Raw genomic sequence first — 26283 nt, forward strand, 5'->3', positions numbered from 1 at the left:
GGCTGTGAATGATTCCCTCCCGTCTTGCCTGAGATCTCGCCCTCCATCGGCTTCGCTGGGGTGAGGGCATTCTGTTGTGCAATTCACGGTCATTTTCCTGCCTTAACCAACTGACAGAAAGTCGAGTCGTCGGACACTTTCACCTGCAAATATAAAAACTTAAGTAAAAAAAGATGTAACAGAATGAGAAAATCAATGAATATGATGTTCTGTTTGAATTTGTTGGGTATGGCAGGGCGCGTTGTGGCGGAAGAAGATAAGACGGTTGATGTCCTGTTGATTGGCGGCGGCATCATGAGTTCAACGCTGGGAACTTATTTACAGGAGCTGGAACCTGGCTGGTCGATTACCATGGTCGAACGCATGGGCGCGGTGGCGGAGGAAAGTTCCGGCGGCTGGAATAACGCCGGCACCGGTCATTCGGCCTTTATGGAGTTGAATTATACGCCGGAAAAGGCCGACGGCTCGATCGACATCAGCAAAGCGGTTGAGGTTAACGAGGCGTTCGACATCTCGCGCCAGTTCTGGGCGTATCAGGTGAAAAATAACGTACTGCGTCAGCCTGCGTCGTTTATCAACAGCGTGCCGCATATGAATTTCGTCTGGGGCGAAGAGAACAGCCGTTTTCTGCGCAAACGCTATGACGCGCTGCAGCACAGTTCGCTGTTTCGCGCTATGGAGTACACCGAGGATCCGGCCCGGATAAAACAGTGGGCGCCGTTGCTGATCGAAGGGCGCGATCCGCGGCAGAGCATGGCCGCTACGCGCATTCTCGGCGGTACCGATGTGAACTACGGCGAGATTACCCGTCAACTGGTCAGCGGGCTGCAGCAGAGAGAGAATTTTACCCTGCGCATGAATCACGAAGTCAGGGATATTGCGCGCAATGCGGATAACAGCTGGCGGGTCACCGTGGCCGATATGCAGAACGGCGAGCGGAAAAGCGTCATCAATGCCCGCTTCGTGTTTATTGGCGCCGGCGGCGCCGCGCTGCCGCTGCTGCAAAAATCCGGCATCCCGGAGGCGAAGGGATATGGCGGCTTCCCGGTGGGCGGCGGTTTTCTGGTCTCCACCAACCCGGCTATCGTGCAGCAGCATATGGCAAAGGTATACGGCAAGGCCGCGGTCGGTTCGCCGCCGATGTCGGTTCCGCACCTGGATACCCGTATCCTGGACGGCGAGCCGGCGCTGCTGTTCGGCCCCTTTGCCACCTTCTCCAGCAAGTTTCTGAAAAATGGTTCTCTGTGGGATCTGTTCAGCTCGGTGAATGCGGCGAATATTCTGCCGATGGCGCATGTCGGCATCAACAACCTCAACCTGATCAAATACCTGATTAATCAGGTGATGATGAAGGATGACGATCGTTTTGCCGCGCTGCGGGAGTATTACCCGCAGGCGACGCCGGGGGACTGGAAGCTGGTCATTGCCGGGCAGCGGGTGCAGATCATCAAAAAGGACGCGCAGCGCGGCGGCGTACTGAAGATGGGGACTGAAGTGGTCTGCTCGCAGGATGGAACGATCGCGGCGCTGCTGGGCGCGTCGCCCGGCGCGTCGACCTCGGCGCCGGTCATGCTGGAGCTGCTGGAGCGCGTGTTCAAAGAAAAAGCGGCGTCGCCGGGCTGGCGCAATAAGCTGAAAGAGATCATTCCTTCTTACGGCCAGCGCCTGAACGGCAATGTGGCGCTGACGGAGCAAATACGACGCTACACGGATGAGCTGCTGCAACTGCACGTGCCGGAAACGCACTAACCCGCCGGTTTTTTACCGTTCGCCCGTCTTGCCTCAGGCCGCGGAGTCTTTGTCCGCGGCTTTTTTGTTCGCCCCGACCGGCGCCGGCGTCCGATACCGGCGCGTCGCGGCCCGCCCGGCGGCCGCGTAGTTGATGCGCGAAACGACAAGCTGTTATACCCTTCATCTTTCAGGCTGCCGGCGCGTGGGTTTCGCCTTTTCGCCGGCCGCCGAATGCGTTGTTTATTGGGGATTCGTTCGCCGCCAGGCTGTTGCCATCAAATAAGGAGCAAGTGATGAAATCGGACGCCGTTAAAGACAAAAGCACTATCCCGTCGCCCGGACTCTGGCGCTTTATCAAGGCGCAGGTGTCGACGTTTGGCACCTTCGTCGGCATTGGTCTGCTGTTCGGTTTGCTGGTGCAACTGGGACCGGGAACGCTGCGTCTGACCGCGCAGAGCGCCATCATGGAACAGGTCAACGCCAAAACGGTATCGCTGTTGACGATCGTCATGTTGTTGTGGAGCGGGTTGGTGATTAGCCTGGTGGGCAGCAACAAAAACGGCCGACAGGAGTGGAAGGCACGGTTAAAACATCGTCTGATCGCCGAGCCGGCAGGCACCGTCGCCAGCCTGATCGTGCCGCTGTCGGGCATCGTATTCGCCATGCTGTTGGTGTGCGGTTTACAGGGCTACGGCGCGCTGGTGGTGCAGATGCTCTATGGCCTGGCCGTGATGCTGTGCATCGTGGCGTTTAATTTATTTATCGCCAGCCTGGCGCGCGAGCCTAACCGTCTGTCGCCGTTTGGTCGTCTTCCCGGGCTGCTGATGATGCTGGCGGCGGTCATCCTTTACTGGTGGGTCTTCATTTAGGCCGTTATGCAGCGGCGGGCGGGAAACGCTCCCCGCCCGCCCCGTCGCCGTCGATCAGAAGGTATAGTTGACGTTCATGCCGTACAGCATGGCGCTGCCCTTCGAGGTGAAGCGGTAGTAGGTCTGGCTGCCGTCGCGCACCGGTTCGCTGATGTTCACTTTTTTGCCGTACATCCAGGAAAGACCGACGTCCAGCGACGCGTTTTTGTTGATTGCGTAGGTAGCGCCGGCGCTGAGCCAGAAGCGATCCTGATCGGGGATTGAGATAGAGCGGTTGTCGGCCGGCACCGGGCTGTCGTCGAAGGCGATGCCGCTGCGGAAGGTCCAGTCGTCGTTATAGAACCAGGTGGCGCCCAGCGCCATGCGCCATGCGTCGCGGAAGCCTTCATGCTTCTCAAACAGCGTCTGCCCGTTGCTGCCGCTGGCCTTTAACTGCTGAAAATGGCTCCAGCTGGTATAGGCCAGACTATAGTGCACCGCCCAGCTGGGCGCTACGCGGTGCCAGGCCGAGAACTCCCACATTTCCGGCAGGTTGAGCGTCAGTTCGCCAGGCACCCAGTCGCCGCCGGTTCCGCCGGCCGCGCGCGGTATGTCATTCCTGTAGTCGCCGTTGAAATCGATATCGACTTTGGAACGCCAGCTAAAGCCGAGGCGGTGGCGATCATTGATTTCATACAGCAGGCCGGCATTCAGCCCATAACCCCAGGCGTCGCCTTTCAGATGCGCCACCTCTGACGAGGGGCCGTCGACAAGACCGTTGAGCCCGCCGGCGCCGATCGGCACCGAAGCCAGATCGCCCGCGGTGCGGATAATCTTCGCTTTCGCGTATACGGCGTTGACGCCGAGACCGAAGCTGAAATGCTCATCGAGGCGGTAAGCGGCGCTGAGGTTGAGGTTGGAGGTCAGCAGGTCGGTTTTACCGCCCAGCGGACCGGCGGCGTAGCTATCGTTGAATTCGGTCGCCAGACCGTAGTTAGTCACCGCGGAGGCGCCCAGCGCCCAGCGGGAACTCAGCGGCAGGATGAAATGCAGATTGGGGATCCATTCCGCCGGGGCGATATTGCGCGCGCGGGTGCTTTGTCCGGTGACCGGCGACGAGCCTTCCAGATTGACGTCCGGATCGATGTAGATCAGCCCGCCGGAAAAGGCGGGGCGATCGAACATCGTCATGCTGGCCGGGTTACGGCTGCCGGCGGTGGCGTTATCGATCACGGCGCCTTCGCCTGAGAAGGCGCGGCCCAGGCCGGAGGATGAATATTCATTAAGCTGAAAACCCGCCGCGTTGGCCTGCGCGCAAAGCGCCAGTGCGGCTGTTGCCAGTATAGGGTATTGAAACCGGCTTTTCTGGTTCATCACCAAAACCTCGTTATTTGTTTATTATTAACCTTTGTTACCTGTTGTAACAAGGGTGCGCGATTGTAGGGGGGCTGTCGCGTCAGGCAAATCAGACCAGTTGCCAAAGCATAAACGCCAGGGCGAAATTGTCTCTTAATTGATCTGTGAATATTTCAATAATGATAAATATTTGTGATGTTATTAACATATGGTTAATCAGTTGAGGCTGGCTTGTTTGTTTTTTGTGTTTCCTGACGCGGCGCCCGCGCGCTAAATGCCGCTAATCGGGACGCAGGGCAGTAAGTCCTGGAGCTAAAATAGCCGGAGGAGTAAAATCGCCGGGAAAGTAAGCTTATACCCGATAGCATTCGGGCGGACGGCATGGCGGTACGCCGCCGACGCGTTCGCCGGAAGGATAACGGGTATCTTTGAATCGGATCAGATCTGGCCATCAGGCTGATGTCCGCAGAGGAAAACAACCATGACCAATGTAATCAATAAATGCCGTGCTGAAGAAACCGCCGCCTGCTGCTGTGTCGATGTGGGCACCGTGATGGATAACACCGACTGCACCGCTTCCTACAGCCGGGTATTCGCCAGCCGCAGCGAAGCGGAAGCAATGCTGAATACGCTGACTGAGAAAGCGCGCTCGGTCGAGTCCGATCCCTGTGCGATCGATAGCCGCTTTGCCGACGTGAATGACGGCGTGCAGCTGGATATCGATTTTACGTTCTGCTGCCAGGCGGAAACGATGATTTTCCAGCTCGGCCTGCGTTAATCCCGCGATTTTATCGGGGGGAAGCTCTTTCCTCCCGTTTATTCTCTTGTCTCTTGTCTCTTGTCTCTTGTCTCTTGTCTCTTGTCTCTTGTCTCTTGTCTCCTGTCTCTTGTCTCTTGTCTCTTGTCTCTTGTCTCTTGTCTCTTGTCTCTTGTCTCTTGTCTCTTGTCTCTTGTCTCTTGTCTCTTGTCTCTTGTCTCCTATCTCCTGTCTCCTGTCTCCTGTCTCCTGTCTTCTCTCTTCATCTGCGCTGCGCGGCAATAATCGAACCGGTCGCATTTTCGCCGTCGCCGGTTTGCGTAATGTAAATATCTGGTTAACAATAAGTTCAGGTCGGACCTGTGGTCTGTGAACGGAGCCCCTATGAACCCGGTTTTTCCATTGGTGACGCGTCGCGGCGATCGCATTGCGTTCGTTGCGGGTCTGAGAACGCCCTTCGCCCGTCAGGCCACCGCCTGGAGTGGCGTATCCGCTCTCGATTTAGCGAAAATGGTGGTCAGCGAACTGATCGTGCGTAGCGGGATCGATGCGCACGAAATCGAACAGCTGGTGTTTGGTCAGGTGGTGCAAATGCCGGATGCGCCGAATATCGCACGGGAGATCGTGCTGGGAACGGGCATGAGCGTGCATACCGATGCCTGGAGCGTGTCCCGCGCCTGCGCCACCAGTTTTCAGGCTGTGGCGAGCGTAGCTGAAAGTATGCTGGCCGGCACCGTGCAGGTCGGCATCGCCGGCGGGGCCGATTCCTGTTCGGTATTGCCGATTGGCGTAAGCCGGCGGCTGGCGCGGGTGCTGGTCGAAGCCGGCAGGGCGCGCGGTTTTTCCCGGCGGCTAAGATTGTTCAGTCAACTGCGTCCGCGTGATTTGCTGCCGGCGGCGCCGGCGGTGGCCGAATATTCGACCGGGCTGCGCATGGGCGACAGCGCGGAGCAGATGGCGAAACGCTACGGCATCAGCCGCGAACGTCAGGACGCGCTGGCGCACCGCTCGCACCGGCTGGCCGGCCGCGCCTGGGAAAGCGGCGCGCTGCGCGATGAGGTGATGACCGCCCGCGTGGCGCCTTATACCAGCCATTTGAGCGAGGATAATACTATCCGGCGCGACGCCTCGCTGGAGCAGTACGCCCGCCTGGCGCCGGTTTTCGATCGCCGGCACGGCACGGTGACCGCGGCCAACAGCTCGCCGCTGACCGACGGCGCCGCCGCCGTTCTGATGATGAGCGAATCGCGCGCGCGCCAGCTGGGGTTGACGCCGCTGGGTTATTTGCGCAGCTATGCGTTCAGCGCGGCGCAGGTGCGTCAGGACATGCTGCTGGGGCCGGCATGGGCCACGCCGTTGGCGCTGGCGCGCGCCGGCGTGCGGCTGGCGGATGTTGACCTGATCGATATGCACGAGGCTTTTGCCGCCCAGACGCTGGCCAACCTGCAGGCGCTGGCCAGCGAGCGCTTCGCCCGCGAAACGCTGGGCCTGAGCCAGGCTACCGGCGAGGTGGATATGGACAAATTCAATGTGTTGGGCGGTTCGATCGCTTACGGACACCCCTTCGCCGCCACCGGCGCGCGCATGATTACCCAGACGCTGCGTGAATTGCGGCGCCGCGGCGGCGGTCTGGCGCTGACCACCGCCTGCGCCGCCGGCGGCCTTGGCGCGGCAATGGTGCTGGAGGTGCCGGCATGAACGCCCGACCGCCGTTATCCGCCGCCGATCCAGAAACCGGCGCCTTTACGCTGACCATCCGACCGGACAATATCGGCGTGATCAGCATCGACGTGCCGGGCGAAAAGGTGAATACGCTGCAGGCGGCGTTCGCCCGGCAGATCATGGCGCTGCTGCAGCAGGCGCAACGCCACGCCGCGCTGCGCGGGCTGATTCTGATTTCCGACAAACCCGACTCCTTTATCGCCGGCGCCGATATCGGCATGCTGGATGCCTGCCGTTCGGCGCTGCAGGCGCAGGAGCTGGCGCAGCAGGGCCAGGCGATATTCGCCAGTATCGAGGCGCTGCCTTTTCCGGTGGTGGCCGCCATTCACGGCGCCTGTCTGGGCGGCGGGCTGGAGCTGGCGCTGGCCTGCGACCGGCGCGTTTGTTCGTCGGACGACAAAACGGTGTTGGGGCTGCCCGAAGTGCAATTGGGGCTGCTGCCCGGTTCGGGCGGCACCCAGCGCCTGCCGCGGCTGATCGGCGCGCCGCGGGCGCTGGATCTGATGCTGAGCGGCCGCCGGCTGCGCGCCGGTCAGGCGCTGAAATGGCGGCTGGTGGACGATGTGGTGCCGGCCGATATTCTGCTCGACACGGCCGTCGGACTGGTGAAGCAGGGCAAATATCGCCGTCCGTCTCTCCCCTGGCCGCTGCGTCTGCTGCACAGCGCGCCGGTCAGACCCTGGTTTTTCCGCCTGGCGCGCCGCCAGACTCGCGCCAGAACGCGCGGTCACTATCCGGCGCCGGAAAAAATGATTCAGCTGGTGCGCTATGGTCTGGACAACGGGGATCAGGCCGGCTATCAGGCGGAAGCGAAGGTGTTTGGCAAGCTGGTGATGACGCCGGAGTCCGCCGCGCTGCGCAGCCTGTTTTTTGCTTCGGCGGCGCTGAAGAAACAGAGCGAACCGGCGGCCGGCGACGCCGCGCCGCGGCGAATCGGCATTCTCGGCGGCGGGCTGATGGGCGGCGGCATCGCCTGCGTCACGGCGCTGCGCGCCGGTTTGCCGGTGCGCATTCGCGATATCAACGAGGAGGGGATCGACAGCGCGCTGCGCCATAGCTGGCTGGCGCTGGAGAAGCGGCGGCGGAGCAAGGGACTGCGGCCGGCGGAACAGCAGCGCCAGATGCTGTTGATTTCGGGCGGCACGGATTTTCACGGTTTTCGCCGAGTGGATTTGGTGATTGAAGCGGTGTACGAAGATCTGGCGCTGAAACGGCAGATGGTGGCCGAGGTGGAACGCAACGCCGCGCCGGCAACGATTTTCGCCACCAATACCTCGTCGTTGCCGATTCACCAGATCGCCGCCGGCGCGCAACGCCCGCAGCAGGTGATCGGACTGCACTATTTCAGCCCAGTGGAGAAGATGCCGCTGGTGGAGGTGATCCCGCATGCGCAGACCAGCGCCGCGACGATCGCCGGCGCGCTGGCGCTGGCGCGTCAGCAGGGTAAGACGGCCATTGTGGTGGCCGACCGGGCCGGTTTTTATGTTAACCGCATTCTGGCGCCTTACGTCAATGAGGCAGCGCGCTGCCTGATTGAGGGCGAACCGATTGATGCGATCGACCAGGCGCTGGTCGGGTTCGGTTTTCCCGTCGGGCCGCTGACCCTGCTGGATGAGGTCGGCATTGATATCGCGTTGAAGATTGCGCCGATCCTGACGCAGCAGTTGGGCGAACGGTTCAGCGCGCCGCCGGCGCTTGAGGCTCTGCTGGCCGATGAGCGCAAAGGGCGGAAAAACCGGCGCGGGTTTTATCTTTATCCGACGCGGCGCGGCGTCTGGCGGCGGACGCGGCGGGCGGATAGGTCCATCTATCCGCTGCTGGGGGTGGCGCCGAAAGCGCATCTCGGCGCGGCGCTGATCGCCCAGCGCTGCGTCATGCTGCTGCTGAATGAAGCGGCGCGCTGTCTGGACGAGGGCGTGATTCAGTGCGCCAGGGACGGAGATATCGGCGCGGTGTTCGGCCTTGGCTTCCCGCCCTTTACCGGCGGACCGTTTCGCTATATCGACCGCTTGGGCGTGGACAAGGTGGTGGATACGCTGCTGCTGCTGCAACAGCAGTTCGGCGATCGTTTCGCGCCCTGCGCGCGTTTGCTGGCCCAGCGCGACCAGCGCCAGCCGTTTTATCCGGCCGGCGCTGAGGCTAAAAGGTCACCGTCACCGTAACGCTATCGCTGTATTCGCCCGCCGGCTGGTTGCTCTGACCGGCGTTGATGCGGGCGGTGTAGGGAATGCTTTGCGCGAGGCCGCTGCCCGTTCCTGCATAATCGTTATTTTCCGTCCAGCTGACGTTGTTGCCGTTGTACAGCTGATACTGCAGGTAATAGGTACTGCCGTTGACGCTGGCGCTCATGCGGCGCCAGCTGGCATCGTCGGGATGACTGCTGGTCAGGTTGATCGACCAGCTCGCCGCTTTGGTGCAGCTCAGGTTCATGTTGCCGCTGACCGCGGCGAATTCCGCCGGCAGCGCCGCCGTGCCGAAATTGATATCCGGCGCGGAAATCGTGCAGTCGTTCGCCACCGTCAGCGTCAGATTGACCGTGGACGTGGTGTCGCCATCGGTGTAGGCGCATATCCCCAGCACGCCGATAAAGCAGATATGGTAGTGCCAGTTGATGGTGACGGTATCGGTGTAGACGCCGGCCGCCAGGTTGGCGCCGGTCGTGGTGCGCACATACAGCGGCAGCGACCCGTCGGGCGAGTTGAATAGTCCCAGCAGCCCCAACAGGCTGCCGCTGCGCCAGGTATACTGCGAATTCACGCTATACAGGGTTGAACAGGCAGAATCGGAGCAGACGTTATAAGGCAGATAATCGCCGCTGGCGGCGTTATACAGGCGCATAGTATTGCCGTCCGGATTCAGGCTACCGGCAAAGGTGGCGGTGACCGTATTGGAGCTCAGCAGGGTCAGTAAACCGCCGGAACAGTTGAAGCCGCTGCCGGTTTCCACCGTCTGCGCGCTGTTGTTGACGGTAAACGAGCTTAATGTGCCGAGATCGGACGAACTGGTGATCACTGAGCAGTCCGCCAGACAGGTCCGGCACAAGAGCAGCGTGAGCGTGATCACCACTATTCGCAGTAATGAGAAATATCGCATCTTTATATCCTTATTGCGCCTTGTCGCAAGTCAACGGACCGACGCGCGCCATGCTTCGGCTGGTGTCCGGCAGTGAGAACGTCGCCCGGCAGGTGTGACCGTCCTGCTGGCGGAAACGCAGATGGTTGACGTTGCGCAGGTGGGAGAAGTACACCAGCCCCTGATGGCCGGAAAGGGTGCTTTCGCCGTTATCTTCGTTGGTGACCGGGGTGCCGGGGGCTATCGGTTGTTCGTCGCCGTTATGCAAAACGATGTTGGCCGACAGCACGCGTTCGACCGGGAAACTGACCAGCATGCCGCTGCCTTCCTTCACGGCGACGCGCGCTTCCACCTTCGGCGTTTCCACATCCGCCGGCAACTGCAGCGGATCAATTTCCACTTTCGCCGGGTAATTGGCGTTGACCCAGGGCACCAGCAGGTGACCGCGTTTATTGGTGGTGCCCATCGACCGGTTTTCGTATCTGACCGGGACATCGGGATAGCCGCCGGTGTCCACCACGATAAAGGCGTCGTTGATGCGGTTGCTGGGAAACAGCGCGCCGGCCATATAAATCAGCGACCCGCTCGCGTCGGCCCAGGCATTGATATCGCCGCGTTCGCCGTATGCGCCGCCCTGCAGCGTGGCGTAAGGCGCGCGCCAGGTGAGCGACGCCTGACGATAATCGCTGCTGCCTTCAGACCAGGCCGCGTTCCAGCCAATGCCGCCTTCGGACGGCGCCGATTTGCTCATCCCGACGCGGGTAGTGTAGCGCCCCTCGCTATTGCGCTGTACTCCCGTATTGACGTTGCCGCCGATGCTGAGCGGAATAATCAGCTGCAGCTGGGCGCTGTAGTTCTCCGATCCCAGCGTTTTATTCAGCGCCAGGTACATCGTGCTGTTGCCCCACAGCGCGCGGCTATAAGACAGGTTGGTGAGGCGGGTGCGGCTGCGATCGCGGGCCTGCACATCGAAATAGCCTATGCCCAGCGTGCCGTTGCGCGGGCCGAAGATTTGGCTGCTGAAGGTGGCCTGATTGACCTGACGGCTCATCGTCGAGTCGTACTGCCAACTGGTCAAATCGCGGTAGCCGCTGGTGCGTTGCATATGCTGCAGGCTCAGGCTGAAGAGCGACGCGTAGTAGGAATAGCCGAGTGAATACTGATTGCCGGGCGCGTTGCGTTCGCTGTGGCTGAACGACGAACTGACGGTGCCCCAGTGGCCGACGGTGAAATCCGCGCCGGCGCCGAGCAGATAGAGATCGTCGACCGTTTCGCCGTGGCCGGACAGCGTCAAGGCGTTATTGAGTCCGTAGCGGTAAATCGCGCTGGCCGCCGGCTGCGAGGTGTAAGCGGCGTTTTTCACGCCGTAGTCCTTGCGCAGCGCGCCCAGCGATAAATCGAAATCGCTCAGCCCGGCGCGCAGCAGCTGGTTGGAGACGTAAAACGGCACGCTGGTCGAGACCTGGCGTCCGAGCGCATCGGTGGTGACCACGGTGGCTTCGCCCGCGCCGTTGATATAGGGCACGTTGGTCAGCGTGAAGGGGCCTGGATTGAGCGCGTTGCTGCTGGCTTTGTAGCCGTTAATAAACAGATCGAGCGTGCCGGGCAGCGCGGCCGAGCCGTTGTACTGAATCAGCGGGTAGGTCACCACATCCGGTCGGATGGCGAAGTTACGTCCGATACGCAGCCCTCCCATGCGCACGGAGTTGCTCCAGGTCAGCGAGTTGCTGATGATATCGCCGGCCTGGTAGCTGATCATCTTGTCGCTGTCGCTGTAGCGCCATGAGGTGTCGTAACGCAGATAGCCGTCGCGCCGGTTGCCGTCGCGGCTGTTGGTCAGCGTGCCGCTGTTGGACAGGATGCCGTAGTCATTAAAGAAACGCTGCTCGAGCCAGCTGGTCAGCGCATCGTCGCCGCGGCGCGGGGAAGAGTAGTAGGCGTCGTAATTAAACAGCAGACCGGGGCTGCTTTGCGACGGAATTCGCCCGGCGCCGCCGTCGCCCTGCAGGTTTTGTTCCGGCAGCCAGCTAGTGGGCACGGTCAGCGCCAACTGCTGCTGACTGGCGTTGTACTCTGTTTTGACCTGCTCCAGCCGGTTGACGTTTACCGCGCCGTTTTGCGTTGCGTTCAGGCGCACGTGGTTTCTGCGCAGCACGGCCGCTTCGACATAGTAGTTGCCGTCGCGCCAGGCGACCGGCACCACGCCGCTGTCATTACGCCCGTTCACCACAATGGTCAGGTAATAAATCGCTTCGCTAATATTCGGTTTCACCTGCGGCGGCGGCGGCAGATCGCGGTACTCCGCCGCGCGCGCCGGCGAGGATGCGCACAGCAGAGCGGCGGCGGCCAGCAGCAGACCCAGCTCCGCGCGGCGCCGACCCGGCCGGTGTATGACCTTGTTCATCATATCCCTGTGAGCCTCCGATGCATTCACTGATGTTTAATCATCACCAGCGGGCTGTTGTCCGCCATCCGGGCGTACAGCTGCAGCGAAGGCGCGGGGGGTTGCGTTCCGCGCGGCAGCGGCCAGCGCATCTCCTGTCCCGCCAGCACGTAGCCCAGAAAGCCGGGCGACATCTCCTGTTGCTTTGTCGGGCGCGCGCCGTCGACCGACCAGAATACGTTGCTCAGGCGCGCATGGACGACGCCGTTATTGCGTATCTGCAGCCAGGTTTTGCCGTCGGCGGCGACAAGGCGCCAGCTCAGACTGGGCTGGGCAGGGGGCGTTTCGTCGTGTTTTTTCTCCGGGCGATTTTTGGTCCAGACCCCGCTGCCGTCCAGGAACAGCGGCAGCAGATAGCGCATCTGGAACTGTAGCCCCACGCCGGCGTTCTTGCTGGACTGACTGTCGGGCGCCGGAGGAATCTCATCGATGATGATCCGGTAGGCGCTTTCCGGGGCGGAGGCCGCCTGGCCGGCGCGCATCAGCCGGACCAGATGGCGTTTACCGGGCTCAAGCGTGGCGAACGGCGGACTGGCCACCACGTCATCCTGCTCCGCGTAGCGATCCTGAAAATCGATCTGCTTCCAGGCGAAGATGCGGATCTGAACCGGAATCGGCTGTGCCCCGCGGTTTTCCAGCCACAGCGCGGATCCTTTTTCATCCGCTTCGATAACCTGATATATCGGCCAGACCAGGAGGGAGCCGCCGGCGAAGGCCGGCAGGTGCAGACCGGCGAGCAGCAGCGGCAGGATGCGGAAAAAGGAGCGAAGAGGTGAAGGTAGCATGCTGTTTCCCTGTGCGGTTAATAGGTCAAACTCACCGTGACTCTGTCGGTGTATTGTCCGGCCGGCGGCAAACTGCTGACGGCGAAAAGTCGGGCGTAGACGGTGTAGCTCTGGCTGGCGGCGGGGAAGTCGGCGACGTCCCTGGTGAGCGAGCCGGTTCCCCACACCTGACTGTAGGCGGCGTCGCGATAGAGTTGATATGCCAGCTTATCGGTGCCGTCGGCGTTGATTAGATAGCGAGCGCTGCCGTCGCCGCCGTTCTGGCCGTAATCCAGCGCGATCGATATGCTGAGCCCCGGCGTGCAGGTGACCAGGATCGAACCGTTGCCGGCGCTGCTGGCGACGTCCAGGGGGCTGTTCAGGCTGGTTAGCGTGCCGAAGTCAATGGTGCCCAGATCGGTCTGGCCGCTGGTGGTGGTGGTGCCGAAGGCGCAGCCGCCCTCAATCGAGGCCGAGACGCTAAAGGTGTCGGTAACGGTGCCGGCGCCGCCCGGCGGGCAGATCAGCATCAGGACTGGCGCTAAAAAACGGCCATACGGAAATCGCATCATCGAGCCTCCTGCCCGTTAATCGCCGCGCTGCGCGTCCGGAGCGTGGCGGCGCAGGCGGCAACCGGCGGCAGGGCGCGGCGGCGGCGCGCTGGAAAAAGGCGGCATGCTGTCTTCTCTCCGTGACGGGCGCTAAGTGAAACGAGTCAGAAACGCGGGGATTCTGACTCGGTGTCGGGGTTACCAGGCAATGGTGGCGACGACGGTATCGGTATAGGTGCCGGCATCCGGCGCCAGAACGGTCTGGTCGGCCCGGTTGATCCGGCCGTAAATCGGAATGCTTTTCGCGGTGCCGTCGGCGACTAAGGTAATCGCCTGGTTAATGGCGATTTCGCTGGAACGCGCGCTGTCGGAATAGAGATGGTATGGAATACGGGTGCTGCCGTTGACCAGACCGCGTACGGAGTTGGCGTCGTTCGAACCGCCGCCGACGGTGAACGTCGGGCTCAGGCCGGTGCTGCAGGTGACGGAAATGGCGCTGCTGGCGTTGCCGAATACCGTACCGTCGATGTTGTTGCTCAAATCGCCGTAGGTGCCGAAGTCCATCGTACCCCAGTTGTTGGTGGCGCCGGTGGCGTCGTTGTTGGAAATGGTGCAGGAGTCCCCGATCGTCAATGAGACGCCGATTTCACCCGTTACGGTGCCGGTAGCGCAGGCCAGCGAAGAAACGCCGAGGACCATGCTCGCTATTAATGCAGGCAATATACTTTTCTTAATCTTCATCGCGATTCCTTAACAATGATTTAATTACACAAGGGTATATCTGTTATGCGCTTTTATCTCTCAGGCTGCCGGCGAACGACCCGCTAAATGAAGCTTGCGCGGCTATATACCTGCAACCCAAACTATTTACAGGGTTATATACTCGTCATACTCCAGACGATGGGGGCGTTGGCGTTGTTGCCCGCTTCCATAATGTTTCCACGACTTACGTTATTCACATGCGAATGTTTTGGTCTATAGTCCACATTATTCGCCGTGTAAAATGTTCTGTTTTTAAAAATAATTTCTGTGGTTTATGAGTAATATTCCTATCGCTGCCGAACGACATGTATTTTCGGGTAAACTCATCAGTATTAATGATTTTTATCTCTGATGTTCACGCCCGCGCCCTGCGGGGCGGCGCTGACGCAGTTCAAATCGATCTCCGATCATTTTTCCGCATAGTGATTTGCTGATTTAAATAAAAAAATAAAGCGGCGAATTATTTTTCCGGCTTGCCGGGTGCCCGGTTATCTCCGGCGCAGCATCGTTAAATGTTTCTCAACGCTCAGGTATCGTCGGCGCTGATTAATTTTTTATGCCGGTTTTTACGCTAACCGCCGTGCGGAAAATATTGCCGATAGAAATAAATCATGATGATTTTATTAAACCCACCGACGATGGAATAATTAATTTAAAAGATAGAAGCTGATATTCGCTTTAACAACGGTATTTAATTCCACAAAACTGAAAACAGTTAAGAACTGCGGTATGGAATTTATCATTGGTTTTTTAATCTGTATTTTTATTGTTTTTCGGTTTATTGTTTTGTATGACGCATGGATATGCGGCGCCCGCCGGGAATGTTCAGGCGGGTAATTATGAGAGACATAAGAATTATATATAACAACTTGCTTTGCCGGCGCCCGGCGATAATGGCCGCCTGCCGTTGCGTCCCGGCGTGATCCGCCAGGCCGCGGGCGCGCTCTTCTTTCTCGCCGGGCGCGCTAATTGTCTGAATAGACGTAGTAATTTACCGGATATTCGTTCTCTCAAATCTATTGCGGTTAATTGTTGTCGAACGGGTATAATTAATCCGTCGGGGCCGGTTATTTTTGTGCTTAACGACACAGAATCGTTCTGCTCAGGCGTGTTGATATAAGGCGAAGGTCCGGTTCGGGCGGGTTGACTAACCTCCCGCATTTGAGGTAAAAGACGCGCTTTATTCTGATTAAATTTGCGGCGGAATTCGGTTCGCGAATCAATTCTATTGGCAGTCAGCCCTGATGACGGCGGGGCGTATCACGGCGCGTTCAGCGCCTGGCGCGCAGGCCGTCAACGTTTGTCTGTCAGAATATTTCGTCAACATAGCGGTGTAATAATGCAAGTTTTAATTATGCGTCATGGTGATGCGTTACCGGAGGCCGCCAGCGATGCCGTCAGGCCGTTGAGCGAGCGCGGGCGTGACGAGTCGCGCCAGATGGCGCAGTGGCTGGAAGGGCAGGGCCTGGATATCGAACGGGCCCTGGTGAGCCCCTATGTCCGGGCGCAGCAGACGCTGCAAACCGTGCGCGATGTACTGACGGTGCGCGGCGCTGAAGAGGTATTATCGCAGCTGACGCCGGGGGGCGATGCCCGCTACGTCGCCAGCTACCTGCAGGCGCTGGCGCAGGAGAAAAGCGGGACGGTGCTGGTGGTTTCCCACCTGCCGCTGGTGGGCTACCTGGTGGCCGAACTGTGTCCGGCGGAAAGCGCGCCGATGTTCGCCACCTCCGCCATCGCCTGCGTGACGCTGGACGACGACGGGCGCGGCGTGTGCGACTGGATGATCGGGCCGGCGCAACTGGTGCAGAAAGCCGACGTCAGCGGTCGGGGCTAGCGTTCTGGCCGGCCAGGTGGCCGTCCAGCGCCACCAACACCAACAGGGCGGCGTCGCCGCCAAACTCTTTCGGCGCCTGATGAAAGGCCAGCACGTCGGGGTGCTGCGCCAGCCATAGCGGCGTTTGCTGCTTTAAGATATGACGGCCATGCCCGTGCATCACGCAGGCGCAGTAGACGTGTTCACGCCGGCAGGCGGCCAGCAAAGCGCCTAATTCTTGTTTGGCCTGCAGGCGGGTCAAGCCGTGCAGATCGAGAAACAAGTCGGGCGGGTAGTCGCCGCGGCGCAATTTTTTCAGCTCATAGTGGCTGACGCCCGGCCGAACGTAGCGCATCGGCCCCTCGCTATCCAGCTGCGGTTCGAATTCATCGGAAAAATAAAAGCTGGCGTCCACCTGCTCCTGCAGCAGGCGTCGGGTGGGGGGCTGCGCCAGTTTGCGGCGCGCCGGCTGGTGCCGATACGTATCCTGGCTTAATTTACGGGTGCCGCCGATGGCGTCGCGGAAAAGCCTGCGCTCCTCATCATCCAGTAAATGTTTATCGGTCATTCATCATCCATCCGGTTATTCAGTCTGCCGCTAGTGTAACCCGACTCTCGCGTGTAACTAAATATACCCGTCGTACTTCAGGTTTCACGGCCGGTTCACGTCCGTCTTGCTGTTTTATTATCGGCCAGTCGACGCCCGACGGGCAGTGATATCTGCTGATTTGTCGCGGGCTTCGTGGCAAACTAAGCGCCAGTTGCTATTGAATCGGTCTGCGGAGGACTAAGTTGGACAAAATTTTCGTCGAGGAGGCGGTCAGCGATCTTCATACCCTGCAGGATATGTTGCGCTGGACGGTCAGCCGGTTTAACGCAGCCAATATCTATTACGGACACGGCACGGATAACCCGTGGGATGAAGCGGTGCAGCTGGTGTTGCCCAGCCTTTACCTGCCGCTGGATACCCCGCCGGAAATGTACGCCGCGCGGCTGACCGCCAGCGAACGCCAGCTCATCGTCGAACGCGTGGTGCGCCGGGTTAATGAGCGTATTCCGGTGGCCTATCTAACCAATAAAGCCTGGTTCTGCGGGTTGGAATTTTATGTGGACGAGCGCGTGCTGGTGCCGCGCTCGCCGATTGGCGAACTGATTAATCAGCGTTTCGCCGGGCTGATAGAGGAAGCGCCGCACTATATTCTCGACCTGTGCACCGGCAGCGGCTGCATCGCCATTGCCTGTTCCAGCGCCTTCCCGCAGGCGGAAGTGGACGCGGTGGATATTTCCGCCGACGCGCTGGCCGTGACCGAACAAAATATCGCGGCGCACGGTCTGGAGCAGGTGGTGACGCCGATTCGCTCCGATCTGTTCCGCGCGCTGCCGCCGATCAAGTATGATTTGATCGTCACCAACCCGCCGTACGTTGATGCAGAGGATATGTCCGATCTGCCGCAGGAGTTCCGCTTTGAGCCGGAACTGGGGCTGGCCGCGGGCAATGACGGACTGACGCTGGTGCGGCGCATTCTGGCCTGCGCGCCGGATTATCTGAGCGACGACGGCGTGCTGATCTGCGAAGTCGGCAACAGCATGGTGCATTTGATCGAACAGTATCCGGATATTCCGTTTAGCTGGCTGGCGTTCGACTATGGCGGCGACGGCGTATTTATGCTGACCCGTGAACAGCTGCTGGCCTGTCAGGCGCATTTCAGCCGCTATCGTGATTAATTTTCGCTATACCCGCCATATTCCAGCCCCGGGCGCGCGAACCCCGGTCTGAACGCGGAGGGTATCTATCTGTTATATGTAACGTTAAGGAGTCGTGATGGCAGGAAACAGTATCGGTCAGTTTTTCCGCGTCACCACATTTGGTGAGTCCCACGGTATTGCGCTGGGATGTATTGTCGATGGCGTGCCGCCCGGCATTCCGCTGACGGAAGCCGATTTGCAGGGCGATCTGGATCGCCGCCGACCGGGAACGTCGCGCTATACCACGCAGCGGCGCGAGCCTGACCAGGTGCGTATTCTGTCCGGCGTGTTCGAGGGCGTGACCACCGGCACCAGCATCGGTTTACTGATCGAGAATACCGATCAGCGCTCGCAGGATTACAGCGCGATCAAAGATTTATTCCGCCCCGGTCATGCGGATTATACCTATGAACAGAAATATGGTCAGCGCGATTACCGCGGCGGCGGACGTTCATCGGCGCGCGAAACCGCCATGCGCGTGGCGGCCGGCGCGATCGCCAAAAAATATCTGCAGATCAAACACGGCGTCGCCATTCGCGGTTGTCTGGCGCAGATGGGCGATATTTGCTGCGAGCTGCGCGACTGGGATCAGGTGGAGCAGAATCCGTTCTTCTGCCCGGATCCGACGAAAATCGAGGCGCTGGACGAACTGATGCGCGCGCTGAAAAAAGACGGCGACTCCATCGGCGCGAAGGTCAGCGTGGTGGCGGAGCGGGTGCCGACCGGGCTGGGTGAGCCGGTGTTCGATCGGCTGGACGCCGACCTGGCGCATGCGCTGATGAGCATCAATGCGGTGAAAGGGGTGGAGATCGGCGACGGTTTCGCCGTTGTGCGCAAGCGCGGCAGCGAAAACCGCGATGAGATCGGGCCGGACGGTTTTCAGAGCAATCACGCCGGCGGCATTCTCGGCGGCATCAGCAGCGGCCAGACGATCGTCGCCCATCTGGCGCTGAAGCCGACCTCCAGCATTATGGTGCCGGGCAAAACCATTAACCGACAGGGCCAGGCGGTGGAGATGGTGACGCGCGGTCGTCACGATCCATGCGTGGGTATTCGTGCGGTGCCGATCGCGGAAGCGATGATGGCTATCGTGCTTATGGATCATCTGTTGCGCCAGCGGGCGCAGTGCGCGGATGTGGTCAGTCAGGTTCCTCACTGGTAATTATGGATATGAAATCAGCTTTAGCCGGCGTTGTCGCGCTGCTGCTCTGCGCGCCGCTGTGGGCCAAAACGCCGTGGCAAACCATTACCGAGCCGGTCGCCGGCGCGTCGCAGGCCATCGGCAGTTTCTCTAACGGCTGCATCGTGGGCGCGCGTCCCCTGCCGCAGCAGTCCGTCAACTATCAGGTGATGCGTCCCGATCAACTGCGCTACTTCGGCCATCCCGATCTGCTGGCGTTTATCAGCCGCCTCGGCGCGCAGGTGCATCAGCGCACCGGCGGCAACATGCTGGTGGGCGATATGGCGATGCCGGCCGGCGGCCGTTTCAGCAGCGGTCACGCCAGCCATCAATCCGGTCTGGACGTGGATATCTGGCTGCAGCTGCCCCGTCAGCGCTGGAGCGCGCAGCAGTTGCTCCGGCCGCAGCCCATCGATCTGGTGCTGGCCAGCGGCAAACAGGTCAATCCCGCCGTCTGGCGACCCGAGGTGACCACGCTGATCAAACTGGCGGCGCAGGATCATGACGTAACGCGTATCTTCGTTAATCCGGCGATCAAGAAGCAACTGTGTCTGGAAGCCGGCGGCGATCGCGACTGGCTGCGCAAGGTGCGGCCATGGTTTGCTCACCGGGCGCACATGCACGTTCGGCTGCGCTGTCCGGCCGGTAGCCTGGAGTGCCAGGATCAGCCGGCGCCGCCGGCGGGCGATGGTTGCGGCGCCGAGCTGGACAGCTGGTTCGTGCCGGCGAAGCCGGGGACGACCCAGCCGGGCAGCAAAACTCCGCCGCCGCTGCCGCCTTCCTGTCAGGCGCTGCTGGATAATCATTTTCGCGGAGACTAACCCATGGACTGGTTTTTTGTCGGTCCGGAGCTGTTGGCCGGACTGTTCGTCGTGGCGATCGCCGCGGGTTTTATTGATTCGATCGCCGGCGGCGGCGGGCTGCTGTGCATACCGGCGCTGATGGCGGTCGGGCTGTCGCCGGCCCAGGCGCTGGCGACCAATAAGCTGCAGGCGGTGGGCGGTTCGTTTTCGTCCAGCCTCTATTTTATCCGGCGCAGAGCGGTCAATCCGGCGGAGATGAAGCTGGCGATCGCGCTGACTTTCGTCGGATCGGTGGCCGGCGCGCTGCTGATCCAGCAACTACACGCGGATCTGTTGCGCCAGCTGCTGCCGATTCTGATTATCGGCATCGGCCTCTATTTTCTGTTTACGCCCCGGATGGGCGAAGTCGATCGCCAGCGTCGTCTGTCCGCGCTTCCTTTCGCTATTATCGCCGGCGGCGGCGTGGGGTTTTATGACGGCTTTTTCGGGCCGGGCGCCGGCTCGTTCTATGCGCTGGCTTTCGTCACGCTGAGCGGCTTCAATCTGGCGAAAGCCACTGCGCACGCCAAAATCCTCAACGCGACGTCCAACATTGGCGGCCTGATGTTTTTTATGCTCGGTGGTAAAGTGGTCTGGGGCCTGGGCGCGGTCATGCTGCTGGGGCAGTTTATCGGCGCGCGTCTTGGCGCCAGAATGGTGCTTAACAAAGGGCAGCGGCTGATTCGCCCGATGATCGTCATTGTGTCGGTCGCGATGAGCGCTAAATTGATCCATGACAGCCACGGCGCCGAGATCGCCCGCTGGCTGCATCAGCTTTTCTGAAAGAAGAGTCGCGTCTATGTCGCAATCCAGGCCGGACGGCCAGCATCATTATTCCCAGCTTATCGCGCTGTTTGATCAATGTTTTCAGCAGGCCTATCAGACCCGGTTGATCAAAGGCGACGACGAGCCGATCTATCTGCCGGCCGATGCGCAGTCGCCCTGGCATCGCATTGTGTTTGCCCACGGCTTCTATGCCAGCGCGCTGCATGAAATTTCCCACTGGTGCATCGCCGGTCCGGCGCGGCGCCTGCAGGTGGATTTCGGCTACTGGTACTGCCCGGACGGGCGCGATAGCCTGACTCAACGGCAATTTGAGCAGGTAGAGGTGAAACCGCAGGCGCTGGAGTGGATGTTTTGCGTCGCCGCCGGTTTCCCGTTCAATGTAAGCTGCGATAACCTGGACGGCGAAGCCGAACCGGATCGCATCGCCTTTCAGCGCAAGGTGCGCGCCCAGGCGCTGATCTGGCTGGAGCAGGGCATTCCCGAACGGCCGGCCTGCTTTATTAACGCATTACATTCGTTTTACAATACGCCGCCGTTAACGGCAGACCATTTCCCGTATCCGGCCGATCTCTGCTGAGCAGCGGCCGGGGCGGATCAACAGAGGACGATGCATGATCGCAGAATTTGAAACGCGCATTCTGGCGTTAATCGATGACATGGTGGAACATGCCAGCGATGATGAACTTTTCGCCGGGGGGTATCTGCGAGGGCATTTGACCCTGGCGGTGGCTGAGGCCGAAGAGAACGGCGAGCAGACGCCGCAGGCGCTGTATGCGCGAGTGTGCGGCAGCATCGAAAAGGCGATAAAAAACGGCGAGCTGTCGCCGCCGGATCAGCGGCTGGTGAACGGCATGTGGGAGACGCTCTATCGGCAGGCGCTGGCCAGCCAGCCGCACTGACGATGAATATTTTCCTTGCTTCCCGATCGGCGCGCAGGCCGTAAAGGACGCCTGCCGCATTCGTGACTCCCCCCCACCCTCAGCGTCATCCCCGCGGCAACCGACGGGGATCGACTTTCGCGCGCTTTATCACCGGCGCGGCGCCGGACACTGTACGGCATTGAATCAGACCGGCCGGCCCTTTAGCAGTTTTCTTACCCAGAAGCGATTAGGATTCAGCGCGGCCAGCGTTTCTCTGTCCAGCGGCAACGGTTCGCCGAACAGCTGAGCGGCCAGAATTTCCGCCGCCAGCGGCGCGGAGCACAGTCCGCGCGAACCGAGCGCGCCAATCATAAACAGGTCCGGGTAGATCGGCGCGGACGCGGCCTGCGCGCCGGAACGATGCAGCTGCGCATAGGCGTTCAGCGTGCGCTCATAGTGCGGCACGTTGCCCAGCAGCGGCAGATGGTCGCGCGTGGCGCAGCGTATACCGCAGCGCGCTTCGCCGGCGCTGACGTCGATCTCGCCGGCCCACGCCGCATCGGGCAGGCAGTTGATCAGGCGCTGGCGGTTTTCCTGCTGGTCTATGGCGCGCAGGCCGCTATCCACTTGACCGCGCTGGTAGCTGGCGCCGATGCAGTGCTGCTGATGTCGCGGACTGACCGGCGTCAGATAGCCGTCATAGCACAGCACGTGACGCAACTGGCCGAAGGCGGGCCGGGTCGGCACGTGGCTGACCTGGCCGCGCACCGGATAACAGGGCAGATGGCGGGTCTGCGGCCAGTCGGCCAACTGATGTCCGGTCGCCAGAATCAGCGCATCATGCCTGGCCGTGCTGCCGTCGCTCAGCTGTAGCCGCCAGCCGGCGCCGTCCTGTCCGGCATCGAAGCGCCGCACGGCGCAATTCATTCGCACCGTCAGCCCCTGGGTCCGCGCCAGCTCCAGCGCCGCCGCCGTCAGTTCGGCCGGGCACAGCCAGCCGCCCTGCGGGTAGTGGGCGCCGTCCGCCGTCAGCGTCAGCTGATTGGCTTCGCTCAGCCGGGCGGCGCTGATGGCCTGCACCAGATCGGCCGGCCAGTCGGCGTCCAGGACCGCCCCGACCTTACGGCGGCTTTTTTCATCGTAAGCCAACTGGCTTACGCCGCACCACTGGTGTTCGAAGTCAAGCCCCTGCGCCGCCAGTTGGTCATACTGGCGGCGGGCGAAAGCGAAGGCGGTGGAGAAGAAACGCGCCAGCGCGTCATGGCGGTTATTGAGCAGCGGATACAGCGCGCCCTGACGATTGCCGGATGCGCCCTGCGCCGGCCGTTCATCGCGACAGTACAGCGTCACGCTGGCGCCGCGCCGCAGCAGCGCCAGCGCGGTGAGCACGCCGGCGATGCCGCCGCCCGCAATGGCGATATCCCCGGTGCGGCCGGCGGCGGCCCGCTGGTACCAGGGCGCGTCGGGCGGGGCGCTCAGCGTCTGCGGCAGAACGCCGTTCAGCATTTCCCGCTTCTGGCCGAACCCCTTCACTTTATCGACGCTGAAGCCGGCCTGCTGCAGGCCGCGCCGCACAAAGCCGGCGGCGGTGAAGGTAGCGAAAGTGCCGTCGCAGCGGCACAGGCGGGCCATCGCGTCGAACAGCTCGCCGCTCCACATATCCGGGTTTTTCGCCGGCGCGAAGCCGTCGAGGAACCAGGCGTCCACCTGCTGGCGCAAACTGTCGTCGAGCTGCGGCAGCAGCTGATTGACATCGCCGAACCACAGGTCCAGCACCACCTCGCCCCGATCGAGCAGCAGACGCTGGCAGCCGGGCAGCGGCAGCGGCCACTGGGCGCGTAGCTGCCGCGCCAGATCGGCCAGTTCCGGCCAGCGCGCGTGGGCGGCGGTCAGGTCCGTCTGACTTAGCGGAAATTTTTCAAAGCTGATGAAATGCAGCCGCCTCAGCGCGGCGCCTGGCTGCGCGGCGCGGAACCGGCGAAAGGCCTGCCACAGGGCGAGAAAATTCAGCCCGGTGCCGAAGCCGGTTTCCGCAATGGTCATTCGGTCGCGCGGGTGAGCGGAAAATCGTTCGGGCAGTCGGTTCCCGAGCAGGAACACATAACGGCTCTCCTCGAGTCCATCCTGATTAGAAAAATAGACGTCATCAAACTGTTGCGATACAGGTGTACCCTGTTCATTCCAGCTTAGCTCGGCCTGCCGGATCGGTGGGTTATCCACGGGAAGTGACTCATTCATTGGGTAATGATGCGATTTTAGCGAGCGGTGCCCCAGGGCGCAAATTTCAACGCGACCTGGCTGATCGGACTTGTTCAGCTTACAACTGTACGCTAAAGTGCGTGACAAAATCCTAAACTCTATAAGAAATGGAAGAGGTACTGAATGAAACGTGCAGTGATTACTGGTCTGGGGATCGTATCGAGCATCGGTAATAACCAGCAGGAAGTTCTGGCATCCCTGCAGGAAGGCCGCTCTGGTATTACTTTCTCTCAGGAGCTGAAAGATTCTGGCATGCGTAGTCACGTCTGGGGCAATGTTAAACTGGATACCGCCGGACTCATTGAGCGTAAAGTTGTTCGTTTCATGAGCGATGCGTCGATCTATGCTTATCTGTCGATGGAACAGGCTATCGCCGACGCCGGTCTGGCGCCGGAAGTGTATCAGAGCAATCCGCGCGTAGGCCTGATCGCCGGCTCCGGCGGTTCCGCGCGTTTTCAGGTGTTCGGCGCCGACGCAATGCGCAGCCCGCGCGGCCTGAAAGCGGTCGGCCCGTACGTGGTCACGAAGGCCATGGCCTCCAGCGTCTCCGCCTGCCTGGCCACGCCGTTTAAAATCAACGGCGTCAACTACTCCATCAGCTCCGCCTGCGCCACCTCCGCGCACTGCATCGGCAACGCCGTCGAGCAGATCCAGATGGGCAAACAGGATATTGTCTTCGCCGGCGGCGGCGAAGAGCTGACCTGGGAAATGGCCTGCGAATTCGACGCGATGGGCGCGTTGTCCACCAAATACAACGACACGCCGGAAAAAGCCTCCCGCACCTATGACGCCAACCGCGACGGCTTTGTTATCGCCGGCGGCGGCGGTATGGTCGTGGTGGAAGAACTGGAGCACGCGCTGGCGCGCGGCGCGCATATCTATGCGGAAGTGGTCGGTTACGGCGCCACCTCCGACGGCGCCGATATGGTTGCGCCGTCCGGCGAAGGCGCGGTGCGCTGCATGAAGATGGCGATGCAGGGCGTAGATACGCCGATCGATTACATCAACACGCACGGCACTTCCACGCCGGTCGGCGATGTGAAAGAGCTGGGCGCGATCCGCGAAGTGTTCGGCGATAACGTGCCGCCCATTTCCGCCACCAAAGCGATGACCGGTCACTCCCTGGGCGCCGCCGGCGTGCAGGAAACCATCTACACCCTGCTGATGCTGGAACACGGCTTTATCGCGCCGAGCATCAATGTGGAAACGCTGGACGAGCATGCGATAGGGATGAATATCGTCACCGAACCGACCAAACGCGAACTGAACACCGTGATGACCAACGGTTTCGGCTTCGGCGGCACCAACGCCACGTTGACGCTGCGTAAATATCCGCAGTAATCATCGTTTCGCCGGCGTCAGAGGTTCCTGACGCCGGCGCAGTTCCAGTCCGGCCGGGCGTTCGCCCGACCGGACTTTTTCGTTTTTAGCCTTAACCACCCATCCCTGGCCGTTGCCGTTGGCTGAACACCGTCGTCGCCGACGAATTTGTCGCTGCGTCGCCGCTTTCCCGCAGCTTGAATTATTTAGGGTACAGGCTTTCTTCCCGCGGAATTCCCTGATAAATCACAGTGCAGGGCAACTGTCCGCCCAGCCAGTAAACCAGTTCGGCCGGCCGGGTCAGCGGCCAGTGCACGAAATTGGCTACTTTGCCTCTTTCCAGCGTACCGTGGCTGTCCTGCAGCCCCAGCGCGCGCGCGGCATGGGTAGTCACGCCGGCCAGCGCTTCCTCCGGGGTCAGATGAAACAGCATGCAGGCCATATTCAGCATCAGCCGCAGCGAGAGCGCGGGCGAGGTGCCGGGATTGGCGTCGCTGGCGATGGCTATCGGAACCCCATACTGGCGGAAGGCGTCCACCGGCGGTTTCTGCGTTTCGCGCAGCAGGTAACAGGCGCCGGGCAGCAGCACCGCCACGGTGCCATTCTGCGCCATAGCGAGAGCGTCTTGCGGCGTGGCGTACTCCAGATGGTCGGCGGACAGCGCCCGATAGCGCGCGGCGAGCCGGCTGCCTCCCTGGGCGGAGAGCTGTTCCGCGTGCACCTTGACCGGCAGGCCGAGCTGGCTCGCCGCATGAAATACCCTTTCCACCTGATGCGGCGACAGCGCGAGGTGTTCGCAGAATGCGTCCACCGCGTCCGCCAGCGATTCCGCTTTGATACGCGGCAGCAGCCGGGTGCAGATAAGCGAAATCCAGTCATCCGGGCGTTGGGCGAACTCCGGCGGTATGGCATGGGCGGCGAGGCAGGTTGCGCGAATGTCGGCCTCCACCTGCTGACCCAATTGACGGATAACGCGCAATATTTTCAGCTCGCTGGCCTCATCAAGACCGTAGCCGGATTTGATCTCCAGCGTGGTGACGCCCTCGGCCAGCAGCGTCTGCAGGCGCTGCAGCGCGCTGTCGAACAGTTGCTGCTGGCTCGCCGCCCGGGTCGCGCGCACGGTGGACAGAATGCCGCCGCCGCGCGCGGCGATTTCGGCATAGCTGACGCCCTGCAGGCGCTGTTCGAATTCGTCGCTGCGATCGCCGCCAAACACCAGATGGGTATGGCAGTCGATCAATCCGGGCGTGATAATGCCGCCGCCGAAGTCGGTGGTCTGTATGCTGTGCACCACGGGCAGTTCGTCGCGCGCGCCCAGCCACGCCAGACGACCGTCGGTCACCGCCAGCGCGCCGTCTTCAATGATGTGATATTTCCCTGCGCGCATGGTGACGATATCTGCGCCATACCACAGGCTGTCGCAGCGGATCTCCTGCGTCATGGTCTGCTCCTTCCTGTCCGTTTGTTT

The 26283-nt window shown here is 61.1% G+C and carries 22 protein-coding genes; 13 read left to right on the top strand and 9 right to left on the bottom strand.

Features of this window, described 5'->3' with window-relative positions; genetic code table 11:
• Positions 1–183 precede the first annotated feature (183 nt).
• Complete coding sequence (gene mqo, locus FJU30_RS20035) at positions 184–1749, top strand: malate dehydrogenase (quinone) (protein WP_150436745.1); 1566 nt, start codon at positions 184–186, stop codon at positions 1747–1749.
• A gap of 275 nt (positions 1750–2024) precedes the next feature.
• Positions 2025–2600 (top strand): hypothetical protein, encoded by a 576-nt coding sequence (locus tag FJU30_RS20040; protein ID WP_150436746.1) that lies wholly within the window; start codon positions 2025–2027, stop codon positions 2598–2600.
• Positions 2601–2654: 54 nt separating this feature from the next.
• Here FJU30_RS20040 and fadL read toward each other — a convergent pair whose 3' ends face one another.
• Positions 2655–3953 carry a long-chain fatty acid transporter FadL gene (gene fadL, locus FJU30_RS20045; protein WP_150436747.1) on the bottom strand — a complete coding sequence of 433 codons (1299 nt, stop codon included), beginning with the start codon at positions 3951–3953 and terminating at the stop codon, positions 2655–2657.
• A gap of 463 nt (positions 3954–4416) precedes the next feature.
• On the opposite strand from fadL, the gene FJU30_RS20050 reads away from it, so the two are divergent.
• The 3 genes from FJU30_RS20050 (at position 4417) to fadJ (ending at position 8576) form a co-directional block, all read left to right on the top strand.
• On the top strand, positions 4417–4713 hold the full coding sequence (locus FJU30_RS20050) for a YfcZ/YiiS family protein (protein ID WP_150436748.1): 297 nt from the start codon (positions 4417–4419) through the stop codon (positions 4711–4713).
• 363 nt (positions 4714–5076) lie between these two features.
• Positions 5077–6390, top strand: a complete 1314-nt coding sequence (gene fadI / locus FJU30_RS20060; protein WP_150436749.1) for an acetyl-CoA C-acyltransferase FadI — start codon at positions 5077–5079, stop codon at positions 6388–6390.
• Positions 6387–8576 carry a fatty acid oxidation complex subunit alpha FadJ gene (fadJ, locus tag FJU30_RS20065; protein WP_150436750.1) on the top strand — a complete coding sequence of 730 codons (2190 nt, stop codon included), beginning with the start codon at positions 6387–6389 and terminating at the stop codon, positions 8574–8576. The genes fadI and fadJ overlap by 4 nt, the downstream gene beginning before the upstream one ends.
• Here fadJ and FJU30_RS20070 read toward each other — a convergent pair.
• The 5 genes from FJU30_RS20070 to FJU30_RS20090 form a co-directional block, all read right to left on the bottom strand.
• Positions 8554–9507, bottom strand: coding sequence for a Csu type fimbrial protein (locus FJU30_RS20070; RefSeq protein ID WP_150436751.1), 954 nt, complete (start codon positions 9505–9507; stop codon positions 8554–8556). The genes fadJ and FJU30_RS20070 overlap by 23 nt on opposite strands.
• 10 nt (positions 9508–9517) lie before the next feature.
• Positions 9518–11893, bottom strand: a complete 2376-nt coding sequence (locus FJU30_RS20075; RefSeq protein WP_223881651.1) for a fimbria/pilus outer membrane usher protein — start codon at positions 11891–11893, stop codon at positions 9518–9520.
• Between the two features lie 23 nt (positions 11894–11916).
• The gene (locus tag FJU30_RS20080) at positions 11917–12714 is read right to left on the bottom strand and encodes a fimbrial biogenesis chaperone (RefSeq protein ID WP_150436752.1); all 798 of its coding nucleotides are present in this window, start codon (positions 12712–12714) and stop codon (positions 11917–11919) included.
• Between the two features lie 17 nt (positions 12715–12731).
• Positions 12732–13262 (bottom strand): spore coat U domain-containing protein, encoded by a 531-nt coding sequence (locus FJU30_RS20085; protein ID WP_395858630.1) that lies wholly within the window; start codon positions 13260–13262, stop codon positions 12732–12734.
• A gap of 180 nt (positions 13263–13442) precedes the next feature.
• Positions 13443–13985: a Csu type fimbrial protein gene (locus FJU30_RS20090; protein ID WP_150436754.1), complete on the bottom strand. Its 543-nt coding sequence runs from the start codon at positions 13983–13985 to the stop codon at positions 13443–13445.
• Positions 13986–15345: 1360 nt separating this feature from the next.
• Between FJU30_RS20090 and sixA the strand changes: the two genes are divergently transcribed.
• Positions 15346–15843, top strand: coding sequence for a phosphohistidine phosphatase SixA (sixA, locus tag FJU30_RS20095; protein ID WP_150436755.1), 498 nt, complete (start codon positions 15346–15348; stop codon positions 15841–15843).
• On the opposite strand, the gene smrB is transcribed toward sixA, so the two are convergent.
• Positions 15827–16390 carry an endonuclease SmrB gene (gene smrB / locus FJU30_RS20100; protein ID WP_150436756.1) on the bottom strand — a complete coding sequence of 188 codons (564 nt, stop codon included), beginning with the start codon at positions 16388–16390 and terminating at the stop codon, positions 15827–15829. The two genes, sixA and smrB, sit on opposite strands and share 17 nt — an antisense overlap.
• A gap of 224 nt (positions 16391–16614) precedes the next feature.
• Here smrB and prmB point away from each other — a divergent pair, with 224 nt between their 5' ends.
• From prmB to FJU30_RS20130, 6 genes are all read left to right on the top strand, one after another.
• A complete protein-coding gene (gene prmB / locus FJU30_RS20105; RefSeq protein WP_150436757.1) occupies positions 16615–17547 on the top strand; it encodes a 50S ribosomal protein L3 N(5)-glutamine methyltransferase in 933 nt (310 codons plus the stop codon).
• 97 nt (positions 17548–17644) lie between these two features.
• A complete protein-coding gene (aroC, locus tag FJU30_RS20110; protein WP_150436758.1) occupies positions 17645–18730 on the top strand; it encodes a chorismate synthase in 1086 nt (361 codons plus the stop codon).
• Positions 18731–18738: 8 nt separating this feature from the next.
• Positions 18739–19569, top strand: a complete 831-nt coding sequence (gene mepA, locus FJU30_RS20115) for a penicillin-insensitive murein endopeptidase (RefSeq protein ID WP_150436759.1) — start codon at positions 18739–18741, stop codon at positions 19567–19569.
• A gap of 3 nt (positions 19570–19572) precedes the next feature.
• The gene (locus FJU30_RS20120; protein WP_150436760.1) at positions 19573–20373 is read left to right on the top strand and encodes a sulfite exporter TauE/SafE family protein; all 801 of its coding nucleotides are present in this window, start codon (positions 19573–19575) and stop codon (positions 20371–20373) included.
• Positions 20374–20389: 16 nt separating this feature from the next.
• Positions 20390–20953 (top strand): elongation factor P hydroxylase, encoded by a 564-nt coding sequence (locus FJU30_RS20125; RefSeq protein WP_150436761.1) that lies wholly within the window; start codon positions 20390–20392, stop codon positions 20951–20953.
• Between the two features lie 34 nt (positions 20954–20987).
• Positions 20988–21275 carry a YfcL family protein gene (locus FJU30_RS20130; RefSeq protein ID WP_150436762.1) on the top strand — a complete coding sequence of 96 codons (288 nt, stop codon included), beginning with the start codon at positions 20988–20990 and terminating at the stop codon, positions 21273–21275.
• 165 nt (positions 21276–21440) lie between these two features.
• Here FJU30_RS20130 and mnmC read toward each other — a convergent pair whose 3' ends face one another.
• On the bottom strand, positions 21441–23456 hold the full coding sequence (gene mnmC / locus FJU30_RS20135; protein ID WP_150436763.1) for a bifunctional tRNA (5-methylaminomethyl-2-thiouridine)(34)-methyltransferase MnmD/FAD-dependent 5-carboxymethylaminomethyl-2-thiouridine(34) oxidoreductase MnmC: 2016 nt from the start codon (positions 23454–23456) through the stop codon (positions 21441–21443).
• 162 nt (positions 23457–23618) lie between these two features.
• Here mnmC and fabB point away from each other — a divergent pair, with 162 nt between their 5' ends.
• Positions 23619–24836, top strand: coding sequence for a beta-ketoacyl-ACP synthase I (fabB, locus tag FJU30_RS20140; protein ID WP_150436764.1), 1218 nt, complete (start codon positions 23619–23621; stop codon positions 24834–24836).
• A 181-nt stretch (positions 24837–25017) separates the two neighbouring features.
• Here the strand turns inward: fabB and hutI are convergent, their stop codons facing one another.
• Positions 25018–26256, bottom strand: a complete 1239-nt coding sequence (gene hutI / locus FJU30_RS20145; protein WP_150436765.1) for an imidazolonepropionase — start codon at positions 26254–26256, stop codon at positions 25018–25020.
• Positions 26257–26283: the final 27 nt, after the last annotated feature.

The organism is Affinibrenneria salicis (genome assembly GCF_008710095.1).